At 51.3% G+C, this 17030-nt stretch carries 13 protein-coding genes; 6 read left to right on the top strand and 7 right to left on the bottom strand.

What is annotated here, in order from left to right:
- Positions 1-28: 28 nt before the first annotated feature.
- Positions 29-832: an RNA methyltransferase gene (locus tag FDZ78_RS01875; protein ID WP_107032895.1), complete on the top strand. Its 804-nt coding sequence runs from the start codon at positions 29-31 to the stop codon at positions 830-832.
- A gap of 127 nt (positions 833-959) precedes the next feature.
- Here the strand turns inward: FDZ78_RS01875 and rhaD are convergent, their stop codons facing one another.
- The 6 genes from rhaD to FDZ78_RS01845 form a co-directional block, all read right to left on the bottom strand.
- Positions 960-1769 carry a rhamnulose-1-phosphate aldolase gene (rhaD, locus tag FDZ78_RS01870; RefSeq protein ID WP_107032896.1) on the bottom strand — a complete coding sequence of 270 codons (810 nt, stop codon included), beginning with the start codon at positions 1767-1769 and terminating at the stop codon, positions 960-962.
- A gap of 23 nt (positions 1770-1792) precedes the next feature.
- Positions 1793-2824 carry an L-rhamnose/proton symporter RhaT gene (locus FDZ78_RS01865; protein ID WP_107032897.1) on the bottom strand — a complete coding sequence of 344 codons (1032 nt, stop codon included), beginning with the start codon at positions 2822-2824 and terminating at the stop codon, positions 1793-1795.
- Positions 2821-4074, bottom strand: coding sequence for an L-rhamnose isomerase (locus FDZ78_RS01860; protein ID WP_136408984.1), 1254 nt, complete (start codon positions 4072-4074; stop codon positions 2821-2823). The genes FDZ78_RS01865 and FDZ78_RS01860 overlap by 4 nt, the downstream gene beginning before the upstream one ends.
- A gap of 46 nt (positions 4075-4120) precedes the next feature.
- The gene (locus FDZ78_RS01855) at positions 4121-5554 is read right to left on the bottom strand and encodes a rhamnulokinase family protein (protein ID WP_136408983.1); all 1434 of its coding nucleotides are present in this window, start codon (positions 5552-5554) and stop codon (positions 4121-4123) included.
- Positions 5555-5656: 102 nt separating this feature from the next.
- Positions 5657-6976 (bottom strand): ribosome biogenesis GTPase Der, encoded by a 1320-nt coding sequence (gene der, locus FDZ78_RS01850; RefSeq protein ID WP_136408982.1) that lies wholly within the window; start codon positions 6974-6976, stop codon positions 5657-5659.
- Between the two features lie 313 nt (positions 6977-7289).
- Positions 7290-8303, bottom strand: a complete 1014-nt coding sequence (locus tag FDZ78_RS01845) for a malate dehydrogenase (RefSeq protein WP_123399252.1) — start codon at positions 8301-8303, stop codon at positions 7290-7292.
- A gap of 264 nt (positions 8304-8567) precedes the next feature.
- Here FDZ78_RS01845 and FDZ78_RS01840 point away from each other — a divergent pair, with 264 nt between their 5' ends.
- The 5 genes from FDZ78_RS01840 (at position 8568) to FDZ78_RS01820 (ending at position 15499) form a co-directional block, all read left to right on the top strand.
- On the top strand, positions 8568-9155 hold the full coding sequence (locus FDZ78_RS01840; protein ID WP_136408981.1) for a hypothetical protein: 588 nt from the start codon (positions 8568-8570) through the stop codon (positions 9153-9155).
- Between the two features lie 91 nt (positions 9156-9246).
- The gene (locus FDZ78_RS01835; RefSeq protein ID WP_136408980.1) at positions 9247-10482 is read left to right on the top strand and encodes an MFS transporter; all 1236 of its coding nucleotides are present in this window, start codon (positions 9247-9249) and stop codon (positions 10480-10482) included.
- A gap of 151 nt (positions 10483-10633) precedes the next feature.
- Positions 10634-12019, top strand: a complete 1386-nt coding sequence (locus FDZ78_RS01830; protein WP_136408979.1) for an MATE family efflux transporter — start codon at positions 10634-10636, stop codon at positions 12017-12019.
- Positions 12003-13583 carry an NAD(P)/FAD-dependent oxidoreductase gene (locus FDZ78_RS01825; RefSeq protein ID WP_136408978.1) on the top strand — a complete coding sequence of 527 codons (1581 nt, stop codon included), beginning with the start codon at positions 12003-12005 and terminating at the stop codon, positions 13581-13583. The genes FDZ78_RS01830 and FDZ78_RS01825 overlap by 17 nt, the downstream gene beginning before the upstream one ends.
- 125 nt (positions 13584-13708) lie before the next feature.
- On the top strand, positions 13709-15499 hold the full coding sequence (locus FDZ78_RS01820) for a TonB-dependent receptor plug domain-containing protein (protein WP_136408977.1): 1791 nt from the start codon (positions 13709-13711) through the stop codon (positions 15497-15499).
- 214 nt (positions 15500-15713) lie between these two features.
- On the opposite strand, the gene FDZ78_RS01815 is transcribed toward FDZ78_RS01820, so the two are convergent.
- Positions 15714-16484, bottom strand: a complete 771-nt coding sequence (locus FDZ78_RS01815; protein WP_136408976.1) for a hypothetical protein — start codon at positions 16482-16484, stop codon at positions 15714-15716.
- Positions 16485-17030: the final 546 nt, after the last annotated feature.

Here is a 17030-nt window from a genome sequence, read left to right as displayed (position 1 = left end):
CACACCCCTCCACTAACTATTGAGAATTATGCCGATAATTGAAATTTCATCATTGACCCATCCCGGAGCAGAGATTTTCAGCTCATTGACCGAAGCCCAGTTGCGTAACAGACTAGAACCTGACAAGGGTGTCTTCATAGCAGAGAGTCCTAAGGTGATACGTGTGGCTCTTGAAGCCGGTTATGAGCCTGTGGCTTTGCTGTGTGAGCGGAAACATATAGAAGGTGACGCTGCCGACATTGTGGCGCGTTGCGGAGACTCAGTCCCGGTCTATACAGGTGACCGGGATCTGCTTGGCACTCTGACCGGCTATACTCTGACACGCGGGGTACTCTGTGCCATGCGCCGTCCGCAGGCTCCGACTGTCGGTGCAGTGCTGAATGAAGCCCGCAGGGTGGTGGTGATTGACGGTGTGGTAGACACAACCAACATAGGAGCGATATTTCGCTCAGCTGCCGCTCTTGGCATTGATGCCGTGCTGCTTACGCCGTCATCATGCGATCCGTTCAACCGCAGAGCGGTAAGGGTTTCGATGGGGTCGGTATTTCTTGTGCCGTGGACATGGCTTGACGGACCGATCGGCTCATTGCGTGAATCCGGGTTCAAGACGGTGGCGATGGCTCTGACTGACAAGTCTGTCTCTCTTGAAGACCCGGCGCTGAGAGAGGAGCCTCGGCTCGCTATAGTTATGGGTACCGAGGGCGATGGACTTGCCGATGCGACTATTGAAGATGCCGATTATACAGTGCGTATTCCTATGGCTCACGGGGTCGATTCGCTCAATGTGGCCGCCGCGGCGGCTGTGGCTTTCTGGGAGCTTAGAGCCCGATAGGGATTCTGCATAAAGTATCGGTCCTGCCGGTCTGAATTTTTTCTTTCAGACCGGCAGGACCGTTTATATATAAGGAGGCTTTGGCCGCCTTTCTGGGGCTGATTATGTGTGGGTAGCTTGCGCCTGATTATTTGGGCAGGTTGAAGGCCACTGTCATCTCTTTCATCTGCTCGTCAGACATGCCGTCAGGTTCGAAGCCCATGTTCTTGGCGCAGATGTAGATCTGGGCAGATTTGTTGAGCACATCAACCTGGTCGAAGGCCATCATGATATCTTCCTCTACGGCGAAGACTCCGTGTTTTTCCCAGAGTGTCACGTCGTAGTCGGCAAGTTCCTTGATGGTAGACTCGGCGAGGATGTTTGAGCCGGGAAGCTGATAGGGGATGATGCCGAGACCGCGCGGACAGAAAGCCTTGGTTTCGGGGATCATGCTCCAGAGCAGGCGGGTGGCCACGTCTTTTTCAAGATATTTGTTGCAGTGTGACATTGCCACGAGTTCGATCGGATGAGTGTGGAGCGATGCTTTGTATTTCGAGCCTTTTCCGATGAGGTAGTTGTGGACGGCAAGATGCGAAGGCAGTTCCGAGGTGGGTTTCACCGGTTCGTCTGCGATGATCTCATAGTGGGCGCAGTCATCGGTGATGCGGATCACAGAACCGTTGGCCATAGGCTTGCGGGCGAGATCACGCATACGCTTGTTGGTGCCTTTGCAGAAGAAATAGCATCCCTTGAGGTTGGGAAGAGTCATGCCGATAGGAGCGGCGGGAGCGATGGCCGGCATGGCGCGGATCGCATCGTCGACATATTCGGTTACGTTGACTGTGATGTTGCCTCCGTTACGTTCGGCCCATCCCTTTTCCCAGAGATAGCCGGCTACTTCAGCTACTTTTTCAACCTCGGCTGTGAGCACGGGGCGGTTTTCTAATATTGATGACATAAGTATGTGATAAATATTGATGGTCAGATCAGTTGCGGAAGGAAGCACGAAACGATGAGCACTGCGATGCCTATGACAAGCACTGTGATCGTTTTTGACGAGCAGCCTTTCCACTCTTTAAGTATTATGCCCCAGACGTTGGAGAAGACCACGTTGAGCGCCATGAGGATGCAGAACGAGAGGGTCATCAGCGTAGGGGAGTCGGTCAGGAATCCTTTGCCGAGTGCGAGTCCGAAGAACTGGCTGTACCAGAGAGCTCCGGCAAGGAGGCAGAAGAGCAGGTTGTTGCCGAGAACGGCTCTGTTGGCATAGTCGCCCCAGGTCCGGTTCTTGTGGTTCTGATAGAAACAGTAGACGGCGTTTGTGACGAATCCGCCCAGGGTCACAAGCAGAGTGGCCGGAAGGGTTTTGTAGATGTCAGGGGTGAGTGAACCGAAATTGATTCCGCTGCCGAATTCAAGGCCTACGTTGAAGCAGCCGCTCATGAAACCTGCAAGCAGGGCGATGGTGATTCCTTTGGGGAAATTGAAGTCCTTGACAGCAGCCTTCTTCTCTTCTTCGCTGAGCGATGAGGCTTTCATTGATCCGGCGATGCCGATGATGGCGATGCCGATCAAGGTGACAACCACTCCGAGGATCACAGCCATTGTCAGCTGAGAGAGCGGATCGTTTTCAGGGAAGAAAATGTTGAGCAGCACGGGGCCCATTATGGTGCCTAAGCCGGCACATGTGCCGAGGGCTATAGACTGACCGAGCGCCACTCCGAGATAGCGCATGGAGAGTCCGAAGGTCAGACCTCCCACTCCCCAGAGTGCTCCGAAGAGAATGGTCATCCAGATGTTGAATGATTGGTCGGCTGTAAAGAGCTCTGTCAGCGAATGGCCGGCCGGAACGGCGAGGAGTGCGCCCAGAAACGGCAGAATGAGCCACGCGAAAACGCCCTGCACAATCCAGTAGCTTTCCCAGCTCCATGACTTGATCTTGTTGATGGGTACATAGCAGCTGGACTGGCAGAAAGCGCCGATCGCGATTATAAGGAGACCTATCAGTATCATCGTTTGCTGGTGACGTCACGTTCATACTGCTCCACTTCGACGATGTAGTTTTCGCCGACAGGCACATTGTTCTTGAGGCAGAACATGTCATAAACGGCATTCCAGGGGAGGTTCTTGCACTCTTCGAGGAGGGCAAGGCGCTGGAATCTCTTGTCTTCGAGTTCGTATTTGCGCAGAGTTTCGGTGGGTTCGAGCAGTGCGCGGAGCATGCACTTCTGGGCTGCGCGGCTACCGATCACGTAAGCGCCGATGCGGTTGAGGGTGCCGTCGAAGTAGTCGAGGCCGTAGTGCACGCGGTTGAGGGCGCCGGCACGGACAATTTCGCTGAAGAGGTCCATTGTCGGGTCGTCCATGATGGTGACATGGTCAGAGTCCCAACGGATGGGGCGGCTCACATGGAGCATCAGTTCGGGCACGAAAAGCAGCATGGCTGACACCTTGTCGGCTACACTTTCGGTGGGGTGGAAGTGGCCTGTGTCAAGGGTGATCATCATGTTGTTCTTGGCGGCGTATGATGTGTAGAAGTCGTTTGAGCCTACGGTGTAGCTTTCAAGTCCGATGCCGAACACCTTTGACTCCACGCAGTCTTTCATCCAGTCATATTTGTGTTCGAAGATCTGGTCGAGAGAGTCTTTGAGGAGCTCACGGTAGAGATAGCGGTTGACGGTGATGTCTTTTGAACCATCGTGAACCCAGGTGTTCATGATGCAGGGGTCCTGCTGAGCTTCGCCTATGGCCTGAGAGATGGCACGGCAGCGTTTTGAGTGTTCGATCCAGAAATCACGGATGCCCTTGTCGGGGTTCGAGAGGCTGAGGTCGCCGCTCTTCGGGTGAGAGAATGAGGTTGAGTTGAAGTCGAGCTTGATGTCATTGGCTTTGCCCCAGTCGATCCAGCTCTGGAAGTGTTCGACAGAGCACTGGTCGCGGTCAACGAACATGCCGCCGAAATCGCCGTAGATTTCATGGAGGTTGAGACGGTGCTTGCCGGGGATGAGGCTCATGGCATAGAGAATGTCGGCGCGGAGTTCGTCGATATTGCGTGCTTTGCCGGGATAGTTGCCGTTGACCTGGATGCCGCCGGTCAGCGAGCCGCCCTGGTTTTCAAAGCCGGCTACATCATCAGCCTGCCAGCAGTGCATGCTGAGGTGGAAGTCCTGCATCTGCTGCAGCACCTTGTCAGTGTCGATACCAAGTTTTGCGTAACGCTCTTTGGCTATTTCATAAGCTTGTTTTACAGTTCCTTCGTTCATGATAAGATAGATTTAGATGTATTTAGGTAAAATTTGATGTGTCTGTTTATTGAGGGAGATAAGTTTTTGTCTCGGTTGAGTTGATTGCCACCTTGCGCATTTCGGAGAGGTCGCTGACGCGGCCATCAGCGCGAAGCTGCACGAGTACATTGCCGAGGGCTGTGGATTCGGTCGGACCGGCCACCACGGGCATTTGGAGTTCATTGGCGGTGAGCTGCATCAGATGGGCGTTGAGTGATCCGCCGCCTATCACGTGCAGGGTATTGATTTCTTTTGGGGAGAGCTCACGCAGCCAGCCGAGCACTTCTTTGTAGCGGAGAGCCAGACTGCGGAATATCAGACGGACGTAGTCAGCCACTGTGACCGGCACTTTCTGTCCGGTGCGCTCGCAGTAGTCGCAGATGGCCTGGGTCATCGAGGCCGGATTTGCAAATGACGGATCGTCTGGGTTGATTGTGCTGTCGATGTCAGATTCGGTGTAGAGCGCACACAGATCGGCAACACTGGCCGGCGCGTCTTTCAGCTCGGTGCGGGCGCGTTCGAATATCCACATTCCGCAGATGTTTTTCAGATATCGGATGGTGCCGTCAAGGCCGCCTTCATTGGTGAAATTGTAGGCAAAGCCTTTTTCGTTGATGATGGGCTTAGGTGTCTCGATGCCGAGAAGCGACCATGTGCCGCAGCTCAGATATGCGAAATTCGCATCTTTGGCAGGTACGCCGATCACGGCCGAGGCTGTGTCGTGTCCGGCTACTGCAATGACGGGGACCTCGCCCAGTCCGGTCAGCTGCTGAACGGCGGGTGTAAGTGAGCCTATACGATGACCTGGGTTCACGAGTTTGCCGAAGCGGTCCTCGCTCAGTCCTATGCGGGCAAGAAGTTCGTCGTCGAGTCGGCCGGTTGTCGGGTTGAGTATCTGAGAGGTCGATGCTACGGTATATTCTGTCACGGCCTCGCCTGTCAGCATGTAGGCCAGTGCATCGGGGATAAACAGAATCTTGTCTGAGTTGTGGAGTGCGTTGCCCTGTTCTTTGCCTATGGTGTAGAGCTGAAACAGAGTGTTGAAATCCATGAACTGGATTCCGGTCTTGCCATATACTGTCTCTTTTGACATGTCTTCGCAGAACTTGTCGACAGCTCCGGTGGTGTGTGGGTCGCGGTAGCAGTAGGGGAGTCCGGCAAGTGTGCCGTCAGCGTGGAAATAGGCCACATCGCAACCCCAGGTGTCTATGCCTATAGACTGTGCTTTAGCTCCAATGGCATTGAGTTTTTCAGCTGCGGCTTTCAGGCCGGTAAGAATTTCGTGGTAAAGTCCGGGCAGATTCCAGAACAGGTGGCCTGCGATGGGGAGCATCGGGTGTTTGAACCGGTGAAGTTCTTCAGTTGAGATTTTTTCTCCGTCAAACGATGCAAGGATAAGGCGACCGCTGGTCGCACCGAGATCCACCGCTATATAATAGGTGGTAGATTCAGTTTTCATGATAATCGACGTTGTTTGTTAAATTCTAAGGTAGTGTGTGATTTGTCGTGGCGTGAGGGAGAAGGTGAGGGGAGAGAGGGAGTGTGTTTTCATGCGTGGAGATTATTTCTCACGCATGAAAACGTTGATCGGTGTGCCGTGGAAGTCCCATGTCTCTCTGATCTTGTTCTCCAGATAGCGGCGGTAGGGTTCCTTGACCCACTGCGGCAGGTTGCAGAAGAAGATAAATGTGGGTATGGGAGAGCCTTTCAGCATGGTCACATATTTGATCTTGATGAACTTTCCTTTATTGGCGGGAGGCGGATATGCCGAAATGGCTTCGAGCATCACGGTGTTGAGCTGCGATGTGGGGACAATGCGCTTGCGGTTTTCGCATACGTGAAGGGCTGTCTCAAGCACTTTGTAGATGCGCTGCTTGGTGAGAGCCGATGCGAATATGATCGGGAAATCGACAAAGGGTGCGAAGCGCTCGCGGATGGCGTCTTCGTAATGCTTGATCGCTTCCTTCGATTTGTCTTCTACGAGGTCCCATTTGTTGACCACAACCACAAGGCCCTTCTTGTTGCGCTGGATGAGCGAGAAGATGGAGACGTCCTGCGACTCGATGCCGCGTGTGGCGTCGATCATCAGTATGCAGACATCCGAAGCCTCGATGGCGCGGATCGAACGGATAACCGAATAATATTCGATATCTTCTGTAACCTTGGTCTTTTTACGGATACCGGCTGTGTCGACGAGGTAGAAATCGAAGCCGAATTTATTGTAGCGCGTATAGATCGAGTCGCGTGTGGTGCCGGCGATGTCGGTCACGATGTGGCGGTCTTCGTCAATAAACGCATTGATGATTGACGATTTTCCGGCATTCGGACGGCCTACGATGGCAATCTTCGGTATGTCGTCGAGTTTGGATTCCTCATCGTCATCTTTTTCAGGCATTTTGAGGACCACTTCGTCAAGAAGATCGCCGGTGCCGTAACCGCTGACAGCTGAGACACCCATAGGGTCACCGAGACCGAGACTGTAGAATTCGGCGATATTGTAGAGCGAGTCACCTGCGTCAACCTTGTTGGCCACGAGAATTACGGGCTTGGTTGAGCGGCGGAGAATTTCGGCTACCTGGTCATCAAGATCGGTCACGCCGTTCATGGCGTCGACCACAAACAGAATTTCGTCGGCCTGCTCGATGGCGAGGTGGACCTGCTTATTGATTTCGTTTTCGAAAATGTCTTCGCTGTTGACCACCCAGCCGCCGGTGTCGACAATCGAGAATTCTTTCCCGTTCCAGTCAACTTTGCCGTACTGGCGGTCGCGGGTAGTTCCGGCCTCGTCGTTGGTGATAGCGGTGCGTGACTGGGTAAGTCTGTTGAAAAGTGTGGATTTGCCCACATTAGGGCGTCCCACTATGGCGATCATTTGTCCCATTTGGATGATTATATAGATGGTTCCGGTTGTTTAGTTCCGGATTGTTAAAAACAAGCCGAACGTCAGTGCAAATTTAATGGATAATTTCCTATCCCACAACTTTCGCCCGTGTTAGAATAGGCTTAATTGCAGAATAGGAAATTATTAAGTTAAATATTGTAAAATCAAGCAGAATTTATGTTAATTTGCTTGACAAGGCTCGTTTCATGACTTATATTTGCGAATAAGTTTTTCATGGTATTAGATTTAAGGTAAAAAAGTTATTCGTCGTGATGACTAGTAATTTTTTTTGTCGTCATGTCAGAAGTAACTATCAGCAGGTCTTCTGATCCATATAAGGATTCAGACGGTGCCAGTCGGCAATAGGAGGCATGACGCCCATTTCGATTACTTCGTCGCGCAGCTTGCAAAGATGCTCATAGCTCTTTTCAAGCTCTTTTTCTTCTTCGGGAGTTCCGTTGACGGGCTTGCATTCCACGCCGTTTTTGCTGATGGTGGTTTCCATAGCCATCATGATGTGTTTGAAGCGGTCATTGTTGACATAGGCTCCGGCCGGCCAGCGGAAAGGCTGTCCGCCCATTGCTGCGGCTATCATCTCGATCGACAGATAGGCCGGGCTCTGAAATGAAGAACGGCCACGAAGGTCGATGATGTTTTTACCGCCCTGGATAACGCGCTGCTTGATGTTGATCCATTCTTCGAGAGGCAGACTCGGTGTTCCGATGATGTCTACAAGCGGTTTGCCGTCAACGGTTGTGGTCGAGGCAAATACTGCCATCTGTTCTCCGTGACCGCCGTAGGTACGGCTGTTGACAATTTCATCAGCTGGAATCTTGAGATATTTCGACAGTTCGCTGCGCAGACGGGTGCTGTCAAGAGCGGCAAGAGTGGTCACGCGTGAAGGCTCAACGCCGGAATAGAGAAGAGTTACAAGACCGGTGATGTCGGCAGGATTGAAGATGACAACGATATGTTTTACATCCGGACAATATTGTCTGACATCTTTACCGAACTGCTCTGCGATCTGTGCATTTCCTTTGAGAAGATCTTCACGGGTCATGCCGGCTTTGCGGGCTGCACCGCCTGACGATACTATATAGGCTGCTCCGGTGAGAGCTTCCTTGATGTCAGAGGTATATGTCAGATTCAATCCTTCGAATCCGCAGTGATAGAGTTCCTCGGCAACGCCTTCAAGAGCCGGTGCGAAAGGATCGTAGAGACAGATGTTAGGAGTCAGACGCATCATTATTGCGGTCTGGGCCATGTTTGATCCGATCATGCCGGCAGCTCCGACAATGGTCAGTTTCTCAGTAGTCAGAAAATCCATGATTTATGAGTTTTATTGGTTTGAGGTTTATGTATTATCAATAATAATAACATTGTCGGTCCGGTAAATGTTGCTGTTTATACCTTAAAAGAAGACTATTTGGGAAATAATCAGTATTTTTGCACTCTGTTTTGGAAAAAGAACACATTAGCCACTGACGATGACAACCAAAGAATTTGAAATTTTGAAATCTGCGTTTGATGATAGAGATAAATGAAAACTACTCAGTCTGAAATTCTAATTTTTATTTTAAAGATTGCAATTATGAAAAGATTATATGTGTTGCTGGTTTTTGCTGCTTGTGTGGTCGGCGCATCTTCGCAGGCGTTGAAATGTGATGACGGCAATATGCACTGGGAAGCTAATTTCACAGCCGGCCTTAATACCGACGGATATCAGTTTGACCTTGGCATAGCTTACTTCCCGCTTCAATATCTTGGCATAAAGACTCAGCTGGGATCAGCCGGAGAGATTGTGCCTGTGGAATACTGGGGTGATGATGAATATGATTCGCGCCTCGATTATGCCGCCCGTTTTAAATCCACATCCTCGCTGGTGGTCCGTAGTCCGAAGCTTATCAATTGGAAAAATCAGGGTGGCGGATTTTATCTTTTTGCCGAACCGGGTATAATACTTTCACCGGGAGCTTCAGGAAGCCATCGGGCTGAATGGGTTTCCTGGGATCTGAAGACCGGCATAAATCTCCAGGTTGATCGCTTCATTGTCTTCATAGGATATGGTATATCCGACTACAGCCTATACTCCGGTTGTCGACACGATTACAGGTCTCCGTCAGATCATGGCAAGTTCATAACACACTCAGGATTTATCGGCGGAGCCTACAAATTTTGAAGAGCCGGTTACTGGACCTGACCAAATTCTGCGTATCTTTGCACTGTTTTTCAATAGGACCCCCAGAGATTGAGGGCGATTAAGGTGATTTATGGAAGATACGAATCTAAATTCACAGACAAAAGCAGTCCAGGGCACCACTGCTGCAGCAAAGGAAAAACTCTGGAACAGTAATTACTGCAAGGCGATGGTTGGCAATTTCATGATGTTTTTTTCATTTTATCTGCTGACACCGCTGCTGCCCATCTATCTCGATGCGGAATTCAAGGCCGACAAGGATCTCATAGGCCTTGTATTGTCCGGTTATGTTGTCGCTGCACTCCTCGTAAGGCCTTTCAGCGGCTTTATTGTCGACAGTTTCAACCGCAAGAAGGTGTTGATGCTCTGTTTCTTTGCGTTTTTCATATGTTTTACGGGGTATATCGGAGCCGGAACCATTCTGATGTTTGCCGTGGTGCGTACTCTTCACGGTTTGCCCTTCGGTGCGACCACAGTTGCCAACAGTACAGTTGCCATTGATGTGCTCCCATCCTCACGGCGTAACGAAGGAGTGGGGTTCTATGGCCTGAGCAACAACCTTGCAATGGCTATTGCTCCCTCGGCAGGAATCTATATCTACTCTCTCAGCGGGAATTTTCGGTTGCTCTTCTGGATCTCTTTGGTGGTTGCTTTTGTGGGATTCTATTTTGTAAGCACCATCAGGCTGCCTCACCGTCCGCCGGTTGAAGGAAAACCGAAACTGAGCATGGATCACTTTTTTCTGAGCCGTGCATGGCTGATGGCAATAAACATTCTGCTTTTCGGTCTCTGTTGGGGCATCATGAGCAATTATGTGGCTATCTATGGAAAGGAAGAACTTGGCATCACCGATGGCACAGGCTTGTTCTTCGCACTTCTTTCAGGCGGACTTTTTGTTTCGCGCCTCTATGGAGTCAAGTCTCTCCGAGAGGGACATCTGACTGAAAATGCCCTTCAGGGAGCCGCCATAAGCTCTGTGGGTTTCACTCTGTTCGCTCTCGCTCCGGGAGTGTGGGCCTACTATCTGTCGGCCGTGCTGATCGGACTTGGCAACGGCCGCATGTTCCCGGCTTTTCTGAATATGTTTATCTGTGTAGCCCGTCATGACCAGAGAGGAACGGCCAACTCTTCAATCCTGACCTCCTGGGACTGTGGCATGGGGCTCGGCATACTCCTCGGTGGCTTCTTTGTGGAATATGCCGGCTATTCGGCTGCCTTCTGGGTTACTTCCGTCTCTCAGATCGCAGGCACTTTGCTCTTGCTTTTCTTTACCCGATCATTTTTTACCAGACGTCGTCTGCATGCCTGAACGGTATGAGAAAATTCAGAAAACATGGCCTTTAGGTCTGCTGATCAGAAGTTTTTAGTTAAAATATTTTTATCATATAAGAGAGTGGTGCAAAATTGAGTAATTTTGCACCCGCGTTTCAATAATACATTTATATAAGGTTATATAGGATATGGCAGTGACTGCAAGCACATCAACAGAGGATCTCGGCAAAAGTTCTGTCGGGAAATTATTGGCCCAGTATTCGATTCCGGCCATTATTGCGAGCGTCGCTACTTCGTTATACAATATCATAGACAGTATTTTTATCGGTCGTGGTGTCGGTCCTATGGCCATTGCCGGTCTGGCCATCACATTTCCGCTGATGAACCTCGTCGCGGCATTCTGTATGCTCATCGCCGCCGGCGGTGCCACTATCAGTTCTATTTTCCTCGGGCAGAAGAACTACAGTCGGGCTACAGATGTGGTCAACAATGTCTTTTCGCTCTGTCTGATCCATTCGATCGTGTTCGGTGGGCTCACACTGATCTTCCTTGATCCAATCCTGCTGTTTTTCGGAGCGACGGAAGAGACCATTGACTATGCGCGTGAATTCATGCAGGTAATTCTGCTGGGAACTCCATTGGGCTTTGTGTTCATTGGCCTCAACAACCTCATGCGCGCCACCGGTTATCCGCGCAAGGCCATGATTTCCGCCCTGATATCGGTGATTGTCAATCTTATATGCGCGCCGATTTTCATATTTGTATTGGACTGGGGCATCAGAGGAGCGGCGTGTGCTACTGTGGTAGGCCAGTTTTCGGCATTCGTTTGGGTGCTGTCACATTTCCTTTCGCGCAAAAGTTCGATTCACTTCAAGCGGCATAACAAGTGGCTTACGTGGTCTATAATAAAACGTATCTATGCCATCGGCCTTTCGCCGTTTCTGATGAACGTCTGCGCATGTGTGGTAGTGATCTTTATCAACAGGGCGCTTCTTGATTATGGAGGTGCCGACGGCAATCTTGCTGTAGGTGCTTATGGAATTCTCAACCGCACCACAATGTTTTTTGTGATGATCGTGTTCGGAGTCACCCAGGGCATGCAACCTATTCTCGGATATAATATAGGTGCCAACAATTTTGACAGAGTCAAGCGAGTGCTTCGGCTCGGCATATGGATCGGAGTTGCAATCACGGTTGTAGGCTGGATTGTCAGTGAAGGCTTCCCGGATGTGGTCTCCGCCTTGTTTACCACAGATGAGACTCTTGTCGGCATAGCCCGTGACGGCTTCAGAATCTACTTCATCTGCTATCCGGTGGTCGGATGCCAGATCGTCATTCAGAACTTTTTCCAGAGTGTGGGCAAGCCGCAGATGTCGATATTCCTCTCTCTGACACGCCAGCTTCTGTTCCTGATTCCGTTCCTGATAATTTTCCCGCGTCTGTGGGGAGTGCCGGGAGTCTGGGCTTCGATGGCAGGATCTGATATTATAGCTTTTGTTGTCGCCGTAGTCACCCTCTGGTGGTGGATGGGACACACAATGAAAAAAATGGAACTCAATGCAAGAAACTCTTGATCTACGTGTAACGCCGCGTGTAGCTGCTGAACCTCATCTGCTCAGCCAAGAGGTGGCGCGTCTGGCAGGTGTCAGTAAAGAATCAGTCAGTCATGTGCTCGTGACCAGACGCTCAATTGATGCACGTCAGCGTCAGGTGATGGTCAACCTTTCGGTCAGAGCCTATATCGACGAAGAGCCTTCGTCTCTGTCGCTTGTCCGTGCGGTGGATTACCGCTCGGTGGCTTCAGACGCTCCGCAGGCCATAGTGGTTGGTGCCGGTCCGGCAGGACTGTTTGCAGCCTTGCGGCTGATAGAGGAAGGTGTGCGCCCGATTGTGTTCGAGCGCGGCAAGGATGTGGACTCGCGCAGACCCGATATGGCCGATATAGCTCGCAAGGGAGTAGTTGATCCTGATTCAAACTATTGCTTTGGTGAAGGCGGTGCCGGGGCATTTTCTGACGGGAAACTTTACACCCGATCAAAAAAACGCGGCTCGGTAGACAAGATTCTGAATATTTTTGCCCAGCATGGCGCTTCGGAAAACATTCTGGTGGATGCCCACCCGCATATCGGTACCGACAAACTCCCAGGAGTCATAAAGGCCATGCGCGAGACCATCTGCCGCTGCGGAGGTGAAGTCCGATTTTCAACCCGTGTGACAGAATTGATAATAGAGCGTGATGAGGTAAGAGGAGTGGTCACAGCCGGCGGTGAAAAATATTTCGGTCCTGTGATTCTTGCAACAGGCCATTCGGCCCGTGATGTATATCGCTTCCTGCTGTCAGCCGGAGTGACGATGGAACCGAAGGGACTCGCCGTCGGGGTACGTCTCGAACACCCGCAGCATCTGATAGACTGTCTGCGCTATCATTCCAAAGACGGCCGCGGGCGCTATTTGCCGGCAGCCGAATATACAATGCTGACAAGGGTCGATGACCGTGGAGTCTACTCTTTCTGCATGTGTCCTGGTGGCGTTGTTATCCCGTCTGCCAGTGGTCCTGAGCAGCTTGCCGTCAACGGTATGTCGGGATCAGCGCGTTCATCGCGGTGGGCCAATGCTGCTATGGTGGTTGAAGTATTGCCTGAAGATATTCCGACAGTAGGGACAGATGATGATCCGGAAGGCATTCTGAAGATGCTGCGTTTCCAGGAGAGCATTGAGAAGGCCTTTTGGCAGGAGGCCGGACAGACTCAGAACGCTCCCGCACAGCGGATGGCTGATTTTGTCAACGGCCGGCCGTCTTCTTCATTGCCACAGGTTTCATATGCTCCCGGAGCGCATCCGGCGCGCATTGACAAGCTTTTGCCAAAGGGAATTGCCCGCCGTCTGCAGCTCGGATTCAAGGATTTTGACCGTAAGAACCGCGGCTTCCTTACAAATGACGCAGTTCTGATAGGGGCAGAGACGCGCACCTCGTCGCCCTTGCGCATACCGCGTGACAATGAGTCGTTGCGCCATATCACCCTGAAAGGTCTGTATCCCTGTGGCGAGGGCGCCGGTTATGCTGGCGGAATTGTGTCGGCTGCAATTGACGGAGACCGTTCTGCTGCCGCCGTGGCCGCTGATCTGAATGTCTCATAATGGTTATTGGGTATCTGAAGCTTGTAATGAGATCTGAAATTACCAAAAAATAGGTATTTCCCGGCTGTGAAGACCGGCGTAATTTTGCACACTGAAAAAAGAGTGTAAAACAAGCCGGTCAACAAATGATCTTCAAATCAAAATATCAGTCAGCCCTATTCATATTTGTGATGGCTGTATCGACAATGGTCGGTGCGGCCTGTCATGTATCGGCTGCAGTCTGGCTGGTTGTGAACGTAAAGGATGCGGCTACACTCGAACCGTTGGAATTTGCGGCGGTGACATTCCGCCAGCCTGCGGTGGCCGGAGTTTCCGGTGGCCATACTGATGCGGAAGGCTCGATAACGCTTACGGTCCAGCCCGGCCAGGCTGTGATAGAGCTGAATCTTGTAGGCTATAAAGCGCAACGTCGCAATCTTTCGCTTAAAGACCGTGAAAGTCTGACGCTGAATTTCAGGCTTGAACCGTCCACCTCCCTGAATGAAGTTGTTGTCACCGCCCGCGAGGGCTATAATGCCACATCCGCATCACTTATTGACACTACGGCTATGAGGCATCTTCAGCCGTCGAGTTTCACGGATCTCATGAGCCTGCTTCCTGGCGGAGTGACCAAAGATCCTGAAATGGGGTCGGTCAACAGGATTGATCTGCGCTCGGCTTCGGGCATGACTCAGAATGACGATTATGCCACAGCGGCCCTCGGCACGGCTTTCGTGGTCGACGGTGTGAGACTTAACACTGATGCCGACATGCAGATCACACCGGATGCCAACCGAACTTCAAGGATATCGACAGGTAAAGGAGTTGACATGCGCTCGCTTTCGACAGATGATATAGAGAGTGTGGAGATTGTGCGTGGTATTCCGTCAGTGGAATACGGCGAGCTGACCTCCGGACTTGTAAGCATCAAGAGCAAAAGCGGAGCCAGACGTCTCGAAGCCCGTTTTAAAGCCGACACTCAGAGCCAGCTTTTCTATGTTGGCAAAGGCTTTGATCTCAGTGGCGACAACACATGGATCATAAATGCCGGAGTCGACTATCTCGATTCGAAGATTGACCCGCGCAACAATCGCGAGAATTTCAAGCGCGTGACCGGTTCGTTGCGAAGCACAAAGCGTTGGACCGGCCCGGTGGCCCGCATTGCCTGGAATTCCAATTTCAGCTACAGCGGCATGTTTGAGAAAGATGACAACGATCCGGATCTTGCCGTCAACAATACAATTGACTTTTATCAGAACAGCAAGCACACCATGCGCTGGGATAACACTTTGCGCTATGTACCGTCTGTTGCCTCCGTGCTTCAGGAATTAAATCTGGTTTCCGGACTTAGCTACGGACATGAGCAGCTTGAGCAGCAGAAACACGTAGCTTCGTCACGAGTTATGCCGATGCCTGTCTCGCTGGTTGAAGGTGACAATTACATCGGCTATCTCCCCATGCTCTATCTTGCCGACTACCGTGTGGAGGGCCGTCCGTTTACCGCCTCGCTCAAAAGCAGCGGCCGCTTGCGTTTCGGCGGGAGTTCACTGTCATCGGCTCTGAAATTCGGAGTTGAGTGGAACATGAGCAAAAACTATGGCCGTGGGGCCGTTTATGATATTTCGCGCCCGCTGATAGCAGGCAACAACACTCGTCCGCGCGCCTTCCGTGATGTACCGGCCATGCACCAGCTCTCGGCATACCTCGAAAGCGAGACCAGATTCTATGCAGGGAAGCACACCCTTTCACTGACGGCCGGTCTGCGAGAGACTCAGCTTCTGCATCTCGACAGCAGATATGAACTGAGCGGTAAGCCTTATTTTGACCCTCGCTTCAACCTTGTCTGGAGTCTGCCGCCGGCCTATGTCAGAAACTATCCGCTCGGATTCGAACTCGCAGCCGGAGCCGGATGGCATACAAAGATGCCGGTAGTATAATCGGCAAAACGAAAAGTGCAATTTTGAAAAACGAAAAGTACATTTTTTGGTGTTTTCCGGCCATTTCGGGCGCGTCTGTTTGACCGCCGTTCAATCATCGCTCAAACGCTGTTTAATCGGTTGAAAAATAGTTATTTTTACAGCAAAATAATCCCTCAAACTTTTTGCGGTTTGAGGGATTTTTACTACCTTTGTATTGTTATCTTGGCCGCGTTCACACCGAATCTGCGGCCATTTTCGTAAGTATTCCGACGCATCTTTCTATCATTTTCGAGCGGTCGCGCTTCCATTCGGTCGCTTCCATCCCTTTGTCGTATGCCGGATAAGGTTGCTGCGGCTTTACGCACCGAAAACGCTTGTCGAGCGCGTAAATGTATCGGTAGGTCTTGACGTGGAACACTTCAAAATCGCCTATCAGCATCCCGACATTGGCGCGTAGAAAGCCCGACGGCGATGTTGAGTTGGTGAATATCTGTTCGTGTACCATCTCACCGCTGCGCCTGTTACGCAGAAACTTGGTGAGGTGAAAGCCGTAATACTGGAAGTTGGCGGCTTTGTAGATAGTGCCGCAGCCGAGGCGACCGTCGGCGAAACTCTGCACGGCCACGAGGTTAGGGTCAAGGCGGCGCAGCAGCTTGATCGAGGCGGCTATCAGAATGCTCTCGGCATTGTGGCCGAGTTCATCATCTATCCACATACGGTTGAGTTCGCACATCCACGCTTTGGGATTGGGGTGCGTGAACAGGCGCGCCTTTGGATTCTTCATGTAGCCGTAGACGGCCACGCCGAGGCAGCGGTCGGGTTCGTCGGCGCGGAAGATTCCGAAGTTGTAGACACCGAAACCTCCGTCGTTCCATTTGTGGGAGTAGTGGTTCTTGACAATCATTTCCTTTGCGGTGGCCTTGTCAACAGGCGTTATCAGAAGCCGTCCGAGCGAGGAGGTCTCCTTGTAAATCTCCGTCGGGAGACTGTTGCTGTCATTCATTCAGCATAAAATGGGGTTTGATAGTTTGTGAAACGGTTGGTTATCTCGCCCCTTTTGCGTAATTTTGCAGTGGCAACCACATACAAAGACGCGATGCCCTGCGGTCAAAAGGCTTATACAGCCCTCGACTGCGCGGGGTATCGCGTCTTTGTGATAGTATGTGGTTGCCGCCTTTACTATCTGGTCGGGGGCTGTTTTTTATTGCCCACCGACGTATGTTTTCTGTTATTCTGTTTTTTTCATCGGCTGTTTTATTGGGGTTAAGAATTTAACGGTTATCTTTGCGCCATGCATTACACCCTCGACAGTTTTGCGATTTCGATTTCAAGATAGTGTATGGTGTGTGCGGCATGTGCGATTCCCTCTCACACTAAGTTATCGCGGCAATGGCCGCGTCCGACAGCAGGGATTGAGCGTCTTATAGACCCCGTTGAGATGATTTTGAACGAAGCACCGACTGGATTAGTCAGCGACAACCTACAAGATTTCACAACAGAGCATATAATGAGTTACGACCGCCGGGGTTTTTAGAGGAGCAGTTTTTCA

Origin of the sequence: Duncaniella sp. B8, assembly GCF_005304985.1 — a bacterium.
Lineage (GTDB): Bacteria > Bacteroidota > Bacteroidia > Bacteroidales > Muribaculaceae > Duncaniella > Duncaniella muris.
The sequence above is the reverse complement of the archived record's forward strand: the minus strand, read 5'-3'. Positions and strand labels throughout refer to the sequence as shown.